Annotated in this window: 9 protein-coding genes; all 9 read left to right on the forward strand. The window is 60.6% G+C overall.

The window, feature by feature from the left end; translation table 11 throughout:
- Positions 1 to 32 precede the first annotated feature (32 nt).
- The 9 genes from AC4PS7_RS18775 (at position 33) to AC4PS7_RS18815 (ending at position 13,508) form a co-directional block, all read left to right on the forward strand.
- On the forward strand, positions 33 to 2,846 hold the full coding sequence (locus AC4PS7_RS18775; RefSeq protein WP_042571320.1) for a bifunctional glycoside hydrolase/polysaccharide deacetylase family protein: 2,814 nt from the start codon (positions 33 to 35) through the stop codon (positions 2,844 to 2,846).
- Entirely contained in the window at positions 2,824 to 6,423 is a 3,600-nt protein-coding gene (locus tag AC4PS7_RS18780; protein WP_492179680.1) for a tetratricopeptide repeat protein, read from the forward strand. Before AC4PS7_RS18775 ends, AC4PS7_RS18780 begins: the two co-directional genes overlap by 23 nt.
- A 26-nt stretch (positions 6,424 to 6,449) precedes the next feature.
- A complete protein-coding gene (locus AC4PS7_RS18785; RefSeq protein ID WP_010214021.1) occupies positions 6,450 to 6,968 on the forward strand; it encodes a hypothetical protein in 519 nt (172 codons plus the stop codon).
- 5 nt (positions 6,969 to 6,973) lie between these two features.
- Entirely contained in the window at positions 6,974 to 8,341 is a 1,368-nt protein-coding gene (locus tag AC4PS7_RS18790) for a PelD GGDEF domain-containing protein (RefSeq protein WP_021492207.1), read from the forward strand.
- Positions 8,319 to 9,314, forward strand: coding sequence for a HEAT repeat domain-containing protein (locus tag AC4PS7_RS18795; RefSeq protein WP_010214018.1), 996 nt, complete (start codon positions 8,319 to 8,321; stop codon positions 9,312 to 9,314). Before AC4PS7_RS18790 ends, AC4PS7_RS18795 begins: the two co-directional genes overlap by 23 nt.
- Entirely contained in the window at positions 9,304 to 10,818 is a 1,515-nt protein-coding gene (pelF, locus tag AC4PS7_RS18800; RefSeq protein WP_492179681.1) for a GT4 family glycosyltransferase PelF, read from the forward strand. Before AC4PS7_RS18795 ends, pelF begins: the two co-directional genes overlap by 11 nt.
- Positions 10,819 to 12,189: an exopolysaccharide Pel transporter PelG gene (gene pelG / locus AC4PS7_RS18805; protein ID WP_010214016.1), complete on the forward strand. Its 1,371-nt coding sequence runs from the start codon at positions 10,819 to 10,821 to the stop codon at positions 12,187 to 12,189.
- A gap of 223 nt (positions 12,190 to 12,412) precedes the next feature.
- Positions 12,413 to 12,577, forward strand: coding sequence for a hypothetical protein (locus tag AC4PS7_RS18810; protein WP_181195560.1), 165 nt, complete (start codon positions 12,413 to 12,415; stop codon positions 12,575 to 12,577).
- A 61-nt stretch (positions 12,578 to 12,638) separates the two neighbouring features.
- The gene (locus tag AC4PS7_RS18815; RefSeq protein ID WP_044286480.1) at positions 12,639 to 13,508 is read left to right on the forward strand and encodes an AraC family transcriptional regulator; all 870 of its coding nucleotides are present in this window, start codon (positions 12,639 to 12,641) and stop codon (positions 13,506 to 13,508) included.
- The last annotated feature ends 321 nt before the right edge of the window (positions 13,509 to 13,829 follow it).

Raw genomic sequence — 13,829 nt, forward strand, 5'->3', positions numbered from 1 at the left:
AGTATTGGCTCAGTCATCTTCAAGAGTAAATTATGGAAATCGTTTTCCGCAGGACGCGTATCCGCGCGATCGCTGAGCGGCTATTCGCCGCTTTTGCCTTATTCGTCGGTGGGCCGGCTGTGCAGGCTGCTGCTTTATCTCAACCGAGCAGCGTGGCTTTCTGGTACGCCGAGCAACCTCCGCTGCCGGAACTGTCGCAGTTCGACTGGGCCGTGGTCGAGCCGGGCCACATGACGCCCGGCGATGTGAAGACCTTGCGGGCGCTGGGTAGCCAGCCGTTTGCGTACCTGTCCATCGGTGAGTTCGATGGCAACAAGGCGGAGGTCGAGAAAGCCGGGTTGAGCAAAGCGGTTTCCCCGGTGCGTAACGACGCCTGGGACAGTCAGGTGATGGACCTCACCTCGACGGCCTGGCGTGAGCATCTCTTCGGGCGCGCCAAAGCGCTTGAAGCGCAAGGCTATGCGGGCCTGTTCCTCGATACGCTCGACAGCTTCCAACTGATGCCCCAGGCCTCGCGCGAAAGCCAACGCGTCGGCCTGGCCAGCTTGCTGCGTGAACTGCACAAGCGTCAGCCGAACCTGAAGCTGTTTTTCAACCGTGGTTTCGAAGTGTTGCCTGAGCTGGACGGCGTTGCCGCCGCCGTGGCGGTCGAGTCGATTCATGCCGGTTGGGATGCTTCCGCCAAACGCTATCGCCCGGTGTCCGAGTCCGATCGCCAGTGGCTCGAAACCCATCTGCAACCGCTGCGCGCCAAGGGCGTGCCGCTGGTGGCCATCGACTACTTGCCACCGGAGCGCCGTGAAGAAGCGCGCAAGCTCGCCAAGCGTCTGCGCGATGAAGGTTTCATTCCCTACATCAGTACCCCGGACCTCAACACCTTGGGTATCAGCAGCATCGAGGTCCAGCCGCGCCGTATTGCGATGATCTTCGATCCGCGTGAAGGCGCGCTGGAAGATGCCGCCGGCCATAGCAACCTGGGTGGTTTGCTGGAGTATCTTGGCTACCGTGTCGATTATCTGCCTGCCGACAGTAACCTGCCGCTTTACGGTTTCAGTGGCTTGTACGCAGGCGTGGTCACCTGGATGACCAGCGGCCCGTCGCAGGATGCACCGGCGTTCAATCGCTTTATCAACGCACGCCTGGACGAACAGGTCCCGGTGGTGTTTTTCAGTGGCCTGCCGGTTGAGGACAAGCTGCTGCTCAAGCGCCTGGGCCTCAAGCGGGATGCGCCGCCCGCCACTCAAGTGTTGACCGTCACCCACCAGGACAAGACCCTGCTGGGCGCATTCGAGGCACCGGTGGTGCCTCGCTCCCGTGACCTGGCAGCGGTCTCGGTATTGCCCAACGGCCCCACCCCGGCGTTGTCCTTGAGCGGTGCCAATGGCGCCGTTTTCAACCCGGTGGTGGTTGGCAAATGGGGCGGCATTGCGCTCGCGCCTTACCTGCTTGAAAGCAACAACGAGCGCAGCCGCTGGATTCTCGATCCGTTTGCGTTCCTCCAGGCCAGCCTGCAGCTGCCGGCGCAACCGCGGCCGGACACCACCACCGAAAATGGCCGGCGCATTGCGACCGTGCACATCGATGGCGACGGTTTCCCCTCCCGTGCCGAAGTGCGGGGTACGCCCTACGCCGGCCGCCACACCCTGGACGACTACATCAAGCCCAACCCGTTCCTGACATCAGTGTCGATCATCGAAGGCGAGATCTCGCCGCGTGGCGCGTTCCCGTTCCTGGCGCGTGAGCTTGAGCCGATTGCCCGTGAGATCTTCGCCAACCCTAAGGTCGAAGTGGCCACGCACACCTTCAGCCACCCGTTTTTCATGCAGCCGGAAAAAGCCCAGAAGCGCGAGAATTTCAGCCCGGAATACGGCTTGAATATGAAAATCGCTGGCTACGATAAAATCGACTTTCGCCGCGAGATCTTTGGCTCGCGCGACTACATCAACCAGAACCTGACCACCCCGCAGAAGCCGGTGAAGATGGTGTTCTGGCCAGGTGATGCACTGCCGTCCTCGGACACCATCAAGCTGGCGTATGACGCTGGCCTGAAGAACGTCAACGGCGCTGAAACCATCATGACCAAGGCCAACCCGTCGCTGACCGGCCTCAACCCCTTGCTGCGCCCGACACCTGGCGGGTTGCAGTACTACGCGCCGATCATCAACGAGAACCTGTACACCAACCTGTGGAAAGGCCCGTACTACGGGTTCCGCGAGTTGATCGAGACCTTCGAGCTGACTGACAGCCCGCGCCGCCTGCGTGGCCTGCACCTCTACTACCACTTCTATTCCAGCACCAAGCAGGCCTCGATCAAGGCCATGCACGAGATCTACGGCTACATGCGCGAGCAGCAACCGATGTCGTTGTGGATGACTGACTACATCGATCGTCTGCACGGCCTGTATCAGTCAAGCCTGGCGCGTACTGCCGACGGCGCTTGGCAGATTCGCGGGATGGACGCACTGCGTACCGTGCGCCTTGACGCGCAAATGGGCTGGCCGGACTTGCTCAAATCACAAGGCATTGCTGGCGTACGCGACCTGCCGCAAGGGCGCTACGTGGCCTTGAGCAGCGACCGGGCGTTGCTGGCATTGCGTGCCGACAGAGACCCTCGACCTGCGCTGGAGGAAGCCAACGTGCCGTTACTCGATTGGCGTTACCTGGATGATCGTCGCGTGAGCTTTTCCTTTGCCGGTCAGTTCGACTTGACCTTCTCCGTGCGCTCGGCAACTGCCTGCCGCGTGGAAGTCGATGGGCAACGATTCGCGGGCAAGGCTTCGGCCGGCCTTTGGACTTTTCAACTTCCTATGAAGCAGGTGAGTAATGGTCAACTCCTCTGCAACTAAAAGCAGCCGCCTGCTCAACCCATGGGCACTGGCGGTGGTCGCGGTGGCCGTGGGTGGCCTGCTGTGGGCAACCTTCCAGCGTGAAGAAGTGTTCCAGCCCGACGGGCGTGAGCCCGACGCCGTGTCGGCCAACTATGCCGAGCTATTGCTGACGGCGCATCCGGACGACGACCACTTGCGTTTGCAGCTGGTCGACTTGCTGATTCGCCTCGGTGACTACACCAAGGCGCGCCAACACGTGGATGCCTGGCCCAAGCCGCAACCCGAACTCCAGGCCTACTATCGCCTGGAACTGGACGCGCTGATCGCGGCCGGTGGCAAGGACCTGATCGTGCAACAGGCGTTGGTCGAGCGTTTGCAAAGCTTCGATCATCGCAAGCTGCCGGTGGCCCAGCTGCAGAGCCTGGCGAAGCTGGCGCTGACCCTGCAGGCTCCGGCGTTTGCCGCCACGGTGTTCGAAGAGATCGCAGGGCGTGACCCGGCGCAACGTACCGATGCGCTTAAATCAGCCGCGCAGTGGTACCTGGCGGGGGAGCAACCTGCGCGCGCGGCAGACATCTATCTGCAACTTAAGCGTGACGCCCAGCAACCGGGTGAGCGACGGGAATACGCGCAACTCGCGTTCAACAGCCTGCTGTCGGCCGGCCGTGACGAGCAGGCCGCGCAAGTGCTGGCTGACGAGTTGCCCCAGCTGAAAAACCCGCAAACCGACGTGGCGTGGCTGGAGCAAGGCGTGGATGTCGCCGTTGCGACCAAGCAGTTCGAACTGGCCCAGCGTGTGCTCCAGCAGTGGCATGACCTGGAGCCTGACAATCGCAACATCCTGGTCAAAGAATTCCATGTACGCCTGTCTATCAATGATCTGGCAGGTGCGTGGGAAACCGGTCAGGAGCTGGTCATCGATTACCCGGATGACAGCGAGTTGCTGGAGCAAATGGCCAAGCTCGGTGAGTGGCGCGGCGATAACGAAGCCGCGCTGGACTACTGGATTCACCTGCTCAAACTCAAGGAAGATCCGAAAATCCGCGAGCACGCCTGGCGCCTCGCTAGCCTGCAATTCGACTTTGCCCGTTCGATCCCATTGCTTGCAGAGATCACGCAGCAGCGTCCGCTCACGGACATCGAACTGGATGCGTTGATCTACGGCCATGAGTCTCGCGGCACTCCCGCTGAGGCCGAGTCCTGGTTGCGTACTTACCTGCGCAAGTACCCGGGCCATCGCCTGGCCTGGACACGCTTGCTGCAGAACCTGGAAAACACCGGGCAGTTCGCGGCCAAAGGCAAGCTCTACAAGGACTATGCAAACCGCTACAAGCTGACCACCGCCGAATTGGTCGATTGGGCCAGCACGGAAATGAAGTTGTTCGACGAGCAAGCGGCCTGGGAAGTGGTGAAGTCGGACGATGCGTCCATCGATGATCCTGAATACTGGCACACCCGTGCGGCGCTCGCTTGGGGCCTGGAGCGCGACGAAGACTTACGCGTCTCCCTGGAAAAGCTGCTGTCCCTCAAAGGCAAGCTGACCAGTGGCGACGAGAGCCAGTTGATCACCCTGTATCGCACCAGCGATCCGCAGCGTGCCTTGAAGTTGATGGTCGACAGTTGGCACCGTGCCCAAGACCCGCAGCGGTTGGTCGAGGCACTGCAACTGGCCCAGGAGCTCCAGGAGTGGGATCAGGTCGTTGCCCTGTTGGAAGACGCCAAAAAATACCCGGAAGCCTACGAGCAAGCCCAGGTCCTGGCGGTACGCGGTGCCCTGGCAGCGGAGCAGGGCGATGCCACCGAGGCCGAGCGTCTCTATCTGTTGGGCTTGTCGCGCTACCCCGATGACAACCTGTTCCGCGAGCGCTTGACCTGGCTGTATGTCGACCAGGCCGACACGGCAAAACTCAAACCCTTGCTGACCAAATGGCGTGCAAATGCACGGCACGACCGTCTGCTCTGGCTGCCGTTCGCCAGTGCCAGCCAGCTATTGGGGCGCGATGCCGAAGCATTGGCCTGGTATCGCCTGTACCTCAAGCTCAGCCCGAATGACTGGCTGGTGCAGGCGGCGTATGCCGACGCACTGGAAACGTCTGGCTACCAGGACGCCGCCCAGCGCCTGCGCCTGAAGTTGCTGCGCAGCCCTGAGGCCGAGAACCTGCAACCGTCGTCCCAGCGCTACGCGATCTGGTTGCGTTTGATGTCGAGCAGCTATTCACCGCAAAAGGCCCAGCAAGCACTCCTGAAGTGGAAAGACGGTTCGCCGTCGATGAAACAGCTGTGGTTCGAGCGCCTGCTGGCTCGTCTGGATGCGACCAACCAGCAAGCGCAGAAAGACGACTGGCTGGCCTGGGCGCGCACCCAGGGCCTCAAGGTTGACCGTTACGAGCAGATCCAGGAAGCCTTGCGCAGCCGTAATAAAGCCCAGGTCGAAACCCTGTTGGCCAGCAGCGACCTGAACCCGGCGCAGCGCGCACAGGCGCTCAGCCGTTTGGGGCGCACCAACGAGGCACTGGAAACCAGCCTGTCTGCACTGGGCGACGACCAGCCGGATTCGGTGAACGAGCAACTGCGTCGCCAGGCGGTGGAGATCCACGAAGCCACTCCGCAAGGCGCATTGCTGTCGTATCAGAAACAGGATTTCGGTGGCTTGTCGTTTGACTCGCCGCGCCTGGAAATCGCCCACAACCTGGGTGATAACTGGTACGCCGATGTCGAGATGGAACACGGCAACTATAAAGGCGACGACGTCATCTCCTCGCGCATTGGCGACGAGAGCAACGCGGCCCTGACCTTGGTGCGCTCCGTGGAAAACGGCAGCTGGAAGTTGTTCGCCGACACCAGCCAGCGCAAGGACGACGACCGTAACGGCCTGGGCCTGTCGCGCATGTGGCAGTTGGGCGACAGCCACCAGATCGAGACCGGCCTGGACTGGCATCGCAAAAGCGACGACAGCGGCCTGATGCGTGCTTTCGGCCAGCAGGACCGCGCCTGGGTCGGCGGCCGTCACGGCCTGACCGCGCGGGACCAGTTGAGCTGGGAAGTGGCACAGCGCTCATTCTCGACACGTACCGACAAATCGTTGGGTAATGGTCATGCGCTGAAGCTGGAGCTGAATCACACACTGGAATTCGCCGGGCCTAACTGGACGGTGCGCAGCGGTGTGGATTACCAGAAGAACAACGTGAAGGATCGCAACCTGGATTACCTCTCCAGCGATTTCAATGGGCCGATTCGAGTGCCTGATGTCGCGCCGCCTGAGCCGGGTGATCCGATCGAGTTGCAGACCATTGCGTCGGGCGACCTGCTGCAAAGTCGCTACGGCCAACTCTACGTCGGCACGTCCTGGCGCCGCGGCATCCCTGGTGCCCTGGTGCGCAGCAAGCCGCAGTACACCTGGCTGGTGGACATGACGGCGGGGTGGCAATGGACCGACCAAACCTTCAACTACGGCATCAATACGGGCATTGGTTTCGAAGTCCTGGGTGACGACGAACTGGCCCTCACCTTCGGCTACCAATCTGCGCCACAGGGCGGGGATGGCAAGTCCGGCGGCACACTGGGTATGAGCTACGGCGTGCGTTTCGGGCGCTGATTACAGAATCTACGGGAGAAAAACCTATGCAAGCAATTCGTAACCTGAGCCTGGCTCTGACAGTACTGTTCGTCGCCGGCTGCTCCAGCTTCACCAGTGAAAGCAGCCCGAACCTGCCGCGCAATGCGCAGTGGGGCATCGTGCCGATGGTCAACTATTCGCAGACCCCGCAGGCGGGTGAGCGCAGCGAGCAGATCCTGCTCAGCGTGCTCAGCAGCCACGGCCTGCAACCTCGGGTCTACCCAACCAGCACCCAGGGCGAACAGGCGCTGATGGATGACAATGAGCGCCTCACCGGTGCCCTGGAATGGGCGCGTGAGCAGAAGCTCGATTACGTCGTCGCCGGCAGCGTCGAAGAGTGGCAGTACAAGAACGGCCTCGACGGCGAGCCAGCGGTGGGCATCAGCCTGCGCGTGCTGGAAGCCAACAGCGGTCGCGTGCTCTGGAGCAAAAGCGGCGCGCGCGCCGGTTGGTCCCGTGAAAGCCTGGCGGGCAATGCTCAGACGGTAATCGACAAATTGGTTGGCGCCCTTCGATTCGAGTGAACGCAATGAATTCTCCACACATGGATTACAGCCTGGCGCCTCGCGCCAGCGGGCCGGTGTCTTGGCTGGAAACGCTATTGGTGACGGGCTTGGCCATTGGCCTCGGCTTCTGGCTGACTCCCGAAGACCCGTTGCAAATGCACGGTGGTTTCCCCTGGCCAATCCTGGCGCCGCTGCTGTTGGGTGTGCGTTACGGTTTTGTGCGCGGCCTGTTCAGCGCCGTACTGCTGGTGGCGGCGCTGTTTGCCCTGCGCTACACCGGGCATGAAGGTTATACCCAGCTTGAGCCGTCGTTCATCGTCGGTGTGCTGGTTTGCGGGATGCTGGTGGGCGAGGTTCGCGACCTGTGGGTACGCCGTCTGGAGCGTCTGCAGATGGCCAACGAATACCGTCAGTACCGTCTCGACGAATTCACCCGTGCCCACCAGATCCTGCGGGTGTCCCATGACCTGCTGGAGCAGCGTGTGGCCGGCAGTGACCAGAGCCTGCGCAGCTCGTTGCTGGGCCTGCGTGAAAAACTGCGTGGCATGCCGGTTGAAGGCGACGCATTGAGCGAGTTGGCCGAGCCGATCGTGGCGATGCTCGGCCAATACGGTGCATTGCGCGTGGCGGGCCTGTACCGCGTCGACGAAAGCGAGAAAAACGTACTGCCCCAAGCCTTGGCAATGATCGGCGTGATGGGGCCGCTGGAAACCGATGACGGTTTGATCAAGCTCTGCCTGGAACGCGGCGAGCTGGTGAGTGTGCGTCAGGAACTGATTGATGCCGGTAACGCCGCGCAGTTTTCCTCGCTGCAGGCGTGCATTCCGTTGATCGATGCCGAAGGCCGCCTGCTGGCGATCCTGGCGGTTCGGCAGATGCCGTTCTTTGCGTTCCAGGATCGCACCTTGAGCCTCTTGTCGCTGCTGGCCGGCCACATTGCCGACCTGTTGCGCCGCGATTCGCAGGTGCTGCGCCTGCCCGATGCGGACGCCCAGCAATTTTCGTTGCAGCTCAAGCGGTCGCTGGTGGATGTTGAACAGCACACCTTGCCTGCCGGGTTATTCGCGTTCGAGATGACACGCGTCAACGACGAGCTGACACGCTTGATGGCGCGCAGCCAACGTGGCCTGGACCTGCACTTGCCAGTGCGCAACAACCGCGATCACGCACTGCTGCTGGTGCTGTTGCCGTTGACCAGCCCGGAAGGCACCCAAGGCTACCTCGCGCGTATCGGCCTGTTGCTGCACGAACACTTTGGCATCGACACGGATCTGGACAGCCTGGGTGTACGGGTCATGCCTTTCAATCTGGAGCCTGGCTGTGATCGCAACGGGCTGCGTAACTTCCTTTACAACGAGTGTGGCCTGAATGATCAGCAAGTGGCTGTTTAGCGGCGCCGTGTTGTTGGAGGCGGGCAGTTGGGCCAGTTTGTGGCTCGATGCGCCGCAGTTGCACCAACTGTTGGTGTTTATCGTCAGCCATGGCCTTGCCTGCCTGATGCTGTGCGGCGCCGTATGGTTGCTGTTGCCGGCACGCTACCGGGCACCTTTGCCGTGGAGCCCGTTGTTCATTTTCAGCCTGGCATTTTTTGTGCCGGTGATCGGCACCCTGGGCGTGGTGGCGTCGATCTTCCCGGCGCTGTACCTGCCGCGTAAACGCGACCAGCAAGCGTGGCAATCGGTCGGCATTCCTGGCCTGCCGTTCCGCGCGCAGGCCCAGACGCGCACGCCGATCTTCGCCGACGGTGGTTTGCAGGACGTGCTGCGTCACGCGCCCAACCCCGATCAGCGACTGGCCGCTCTATTGGCGACTCGCCGCATGCCGGGCAAGGACGCGGTTCCTATCCTCAAGCTGGCCTTGGGTGACCCCAGTGATGACGTCCGTCTCCTGGCGTACTCGATGCTCGACAAGCAGGAAAGCGACATCAACCTGCACATCCAGATGGCGTTGGAACAGTTGGCGGGCGTCAGTCCCCGAATGGCCGGCCCGGTGCACAGCATGTTGGCGCGCTGGTATTGGGAGTTGGCCTACCTCGGCCTGGCCCAAGGCAGTGTGCTTGAGCACGTGCTGAACCAGGCGAGTGAACATGCCGAGCAAGGTCTGGCGGCAGGTGAGGGCGGTGAGCTGTTTTTGCTGGCCGGCCGTATTGCCCTGGAGCGCGGTGAAAATGAGCGGGCTGAGGCCCTCTTGCACGAAGCTGAGAGAAACGGCCTGGGTGCGGCTCAGTTACTGCCTTTCCATGCCGAGCTGGCGTTCGAGACGGGTCGCTATCACGAAATCCCCGGGCTGCTTGCCAGCCTGCCGGAAAAAACCCGTCAGCGGCCACCCTTCGTTGAGTTGGTGAGGAGCTGGAATGAATCATAAGGAAGCCACCCCGACGGCCGACATCTGCCTGCTGCTGGAAGGCACCTGGCCGTACGTGCGCGGCGGTGTATCAAGCTGGATTCACCAGATGATTCTGGGCCTGCCGGAACTGACTTTTTCGGTGATGTTCATCGGTGGCCAGCGTTCGGCGTATACCTCGCGGCGTTATGAAGTGCCGGCGAACGTGGTGCACATCGAAGAAGTGTTCCTCGAAGACGCAACGCACCCCGCCGACACCCGTGGCAAGCCACGCGATGCCGACCCGCAGCAACTGGCTGACCTCTATCGCTTTTTGCATCACCCGGACCCGCCGGAGCGGGAACTGGGTGAGCGCATGCTCAATTGCATCGCCGAGGGCCATATGACCCTGGATGATGTACTGCGCAGCCGTGCCAGCTGGGAAAACCTCAGCGAAGGCTACCGTCAGCATTGCGCCGACCCCTCGTTCGTCAACTATTTCTGGACCCTGCGCTCGTTGCAGTCACCCTTGCTGATGCTCGCTGAAGCCTCGCGCAAGATGCCGCCTGCGCGGGTGCTGCATTCGATTTCCACCGGTTACGCCGGGCTGCTGGGCTGCATCCTCAAGCACCGCTGGAAATGCACTTACCTGCTGAGCGAACACGGTATCTACACCAAGGAGCGCAAGATCGATCTGGCCCAGGCCACGTGGATTGCCGAAAGCTCCGGGCAGGCGCTCAACCGCAGCCTCGACGGGGGCTCGGGGTATATCCGCACCCTGTGGGTACGCTACTTCGAACGGATCGGCCAACTGGCGTACAACAGCGCCGACAAGATCATTGCCTTGTACGACGGCAACCGTCAGCGCCAAATCAAGGACGGTGCCGATCCGAGCCGTACACAGTTGATCGCCAATGGCATCGACCTGTCGCAATGGTCCCGCGCCATGGAAACCCGCGAGCCGGGCATCGCCCCCGTGGTGGGGTTGATCGGCCGCGTGGTGCCGATCAAAGACGTGAAAACCTTCCTGCGTGCCATGCGTGGCGTGATCAGCGCCATGCCGAATGCCGAAGGCTGGATTGTCGGCCCCGAAGAGGAAGACCCGGAATACGTCAGTGAATGCCGCAGCTTGATGGCGAGCCTTGGGCTTGAAGGCAAGGTGCACTTCCTGGGCTTCCAGCGCATCCAGGACATCTTGCCCAAGCTGGGCCTGATGGTGCTGACCTCGATCAGCGAAGCGCAACCCTTGGTGATCCTCGAAGCCTGGGCCGCCGGTACGCCAGTGATCAGCAGCGACGTCGGCTCATGCCGCGAGCTGATCGAAGGTGGCAGCGCCGAAGACCGTGACCTGGGCATGGCGGGCAAGGTGGTGGCGATTGCCGATCCACAAGCCACGTCCGCCGCCATCCTGGAACTGCTGCGCAGCCCCGCGCGCTGGAAGGCTGCGCAGGCCGCCGGTTTGCTGCGGGTCAACCGTTACTACACCGAAGCCTTGATGCTGCAGCGCTACCGCGACCTGTACCAGGCAGCCATGGAGAACAGTTAAATGGCCGGTATTGGCTTCGAACTGCGCAAGATCCTCTCGCGCGACTCATACACCGCCACCTTGCACGCGTATGTGTATGCGGGCCTGATCAGCTCCGGCCCGTGGGTGCTGTCGATCATTAGCGTGATGCTGGTGGGGATCATCAGCCTGGGCCTGCTGTTGCCCAACTCGTTGGTGGGGCAGTTCCTGGTCACGGTGACCTACCTGATGGCCAGCTCGTTGATCCTCACGGGCGGCCTGCAGTTGTTCTTCACCCGCTTTGTGTCCGACCAGCTATTCGAGCACAACTACGAACAGATCCTGCCCAACCTGCTGGGCATCCTGTTGATGGTCACGGTCGGCGCCGGGGTGCTGGGGATTATCGTGCTGGCGGTGCTGTTCGATCAGCCGCTGATCTACCGCGTGCTGGTGCTGTCGAACTTCGTGGTGCTGTGCAACCTGTGGCTGGTGATCATCTTTCTCTCGGGGATGAAAAAGTACAACCGCATCCTGATGGTGATGGTGGTGGGTTACTCGCTGATGGTGGCGAGCGCCTACCTGCTGAGCTTCCTGAAAATGCCTGGCCTGTTGCTGGCGTTGTTGATCGGGCACGGCAGCCTGCTGTTCTTGTACCTGTACGACATCCTGCGCGAGTACCGCGCCGAGAAAATGATTGCGTTCGATTTCCTCAATCGTCGCAACGTTTTCCTCAGCCTGCTGGTGACGGGGTTCTTCTACAACTTTGGCATTTGGGTCGACAAGATCCTGTTCTGGTTCAACCCAGGCACCTCCAACTCGGTCATCGGCCCGCTGCGTGCCTCGATCCTGTACGACATGCCGATCTTCATCGCCTACCTGGCGATCATCCCCGGCATGGCGGTGTTCCTGGTGCGCATCGAAACCGACTTCGCCGAATGGTACGACCGTCTGTTCCGCGCGATCCGCGACGGCGAGACCTTGCAGCACATCGGCTCGCTGAAAACCGAAATGACCCTCTCCATCCGCCAGGGCCTGCTGGAAATCTGCAAAGTCCAGGGCCTGACCGTGGTGCTGCTGTTCCTCTTCGCACCCCGCCTACTGGAGTGGATCGGCATCTCCAGCTACTACCTGCCCCTGTTCTACATCGACTTGATCGGCGTGAGCATCCAGGTGGTGTTCATGGCGTTGCTCAACGTGTTCTTCTACCTCGACAAACGCCGCGTAGTGTTGGAGCTGTGCGTACTGTTCGCCGTGCTAAACGCCGCTTTGACGCTGCTGAGCATGCACCTGGGGCCTAGCTTCTTTGGGTATGGGTTCACGCTGTCGTTGCTGGTGTGTGTACTGCTGGGGCTGGCGCGGCTGTCGTCGGCGCTGGAAGATCTGGAGTATGAGACGTTTATGTTGGCGCGTTAATTGGGTTTGGTGATGTGAGAAAGGCACTTGGCGTTCGCGGCAAGTGCCTTTTTTGTTGTGGGAATGGTGGGGCGGTTTGGCGCTGAACTAGTAACTGAAAAATCAGTTACTTATGGCGTTCGGTGGAATCGAACTCGGGATTTTTTAGATGCCAGCACATTGTCGGTCTGCAAGTCATTCAGAGCCGCATACGGAAGGGTAAACCTCCCGAATTCGAACGTTGATGATCATCCCTTCCGTCGAGAATAGGCAGGAATCCGCCAAAAGCTGCCGTGGCGACAGCCAGCAGATGGTCAGAAGTGGACACCTGGATGCCCCCGACCTTTGCATCGCCTTGGAAGAGATCACATTGGCCAACCCAAAACGCACCTTGAGCAAACGCGGCTAGGCGCGTTCACGCCGTTATAGTCGACTCTATTGCCGACCGTACGTCCCGGAGCCTTTTCCCAGTGTCTGACATGCCGACCAACTTCGCTTACACAAAACGCTTCAACGCCGTACTCGCCTACATTGATGCCAATCTCGAAGGTGACCTGTCGGTGAAGACGTTGAGCCATGTGGCGAACTTTTCGGCGTTTCACTTCCATCGACAATTCACCGCGTTCGTAGGAGTGACTGTCTCGCGTTATGTGCAACTGATGCGGCTACGACGCGCGGCCCATCGCTTGGCCTCCCTCGCTGATCACTCGGTACTGGACGCCGCACTCGGTGCCGGCTTTGAAAGTCCCGAGGCATTTTGCAGGGCGTTCAGGCGGGCGTTCGGTATGACGCCGAGTGCGTTCGGGAAAGAACCGAACTGGCAGGTCTGGAGTACGGTATTCGCAATCCCTCACTTTTCCAGGACTATCATCATGCAAGTACGAATCGTGGAATTCCCTGAAGTCAGGGTAGCAACGCTTGAGCACTGCGGACCCGCCGGGCTCGTCAATGAGAGCGTACGCAAGTTCATCGAGTGGCGTATGCAGAGCGGACAGTCGCCGGTGGCGTCGAGTCGCACCTTTGGCATTCCCTATGGCAACCCCGATACGACACCTCCACAAGAATTCCGCTTCGCAATCTGCGGCGAGATTCACGAGGCCGTGGCGTCGAATGAGTTCGGTGTGCACGAGATCGTCATTCCTGGCGGTCGCTGCGTCGTGGTGCGACACACGGGGTCACCGGATCACATCGGCGAAACGATCTATCCGATTTACCGCGATTGGCTTCCGGCCAGTGGAGAGGAACTTCGTGACCAGCCGCTGTTCTTTCATTACCTGAGCGCCTATCCCGAGACACCGCAGGATCAATGGCAAACTGATGTGTATGTTCCGCTGCAATAGCGGAGCAAGCAGCTTTCGACCCTGGCGGACGTTGACGAATGTCCGCGCAGCAATGTGACAGGTTCTAGGGGGAGTTTCCAAACCCCAGAAACAACAAAGCCCTCGCATTTCTGCGAGGGCTTCGTTTTGTATGGTGCGGCACCAGGAGTCGAAAAAACAGAATTGTTCTATATATATCAACGTGTTAAGAATAAAAATATTTCATTTCTATCTCTAATCCTACCCTTTAACTAATTTTAATGGGGTGTGTGAGCTATATCATCCGCATGTACAAGTACGACGGCCCTCACTCTTAATTCTGCGTAATAACCAACATATGTC

This window comes from Pseudomonas sp. DW-iso3, assembly GCF_058725305.1.

Excerpts from the sequence above, each read along its gene's own strand:
- AC4PS7_RS18775 (WP_042571320.1), top strand. The coding sequence starts at position 33 with ATGGAAATCGTTTTCCGCAGGACGCGTATCCGCGCGATCGCTGAGCGG.
- AC4PS7_RS18780 (WP_492179680.1), top strand. The coding sequence starts at position 2,824 with ATGGTCAACTCCTCTGCAACTAAAAGCAGCCGCCTGCTCAACCCATGG.
- AC4PS7_RS18785 (WP_010214021.1), top strand. The coding sequence starts at position 6,450 with ATGCAAGCAATTCGTAACCTGAGCCTGGCTCTGACAGTACTGTTCGTC.
- AC4PS7_RS18790 (WP_021492207.1), top strand. The coding sequence starts at position 6,974 with ATGAATTCTCCACACATGGATTACAGCCTGGCGCCTCGCGCCAGCGGG.
- AC4PS7_RS18795 (WP_010214018.1), top strand. The coding sequence starts at position 8,319 with ATGATCAGCAAGTGGCTGTTTAGCGGCGCCGTGTTGTTGGAGGCGGGC.
- pelF (WP_492179681.1), top strand. The coding sequence starts at position 9,304 with ATGAATCATAAGGAAGCCACCCCGACGGCCGACATCTGCCTGCTGCTG.
- pelG (WP_010214016.1), top strand. The coding sequence starts at position 10,819 with ATGGCCGGTATTGGCTTCGAACTGCGCAAGATCCTCTCGCGCGACTCA.
- AC4PS7_RS18810 (WP_181195560.1), top strand. The coding sequence starts at position 12,413 with ATGATCATCCCTTCCGTCGAGAATAGGCAGGAATCCGCCAAAAGCTGC.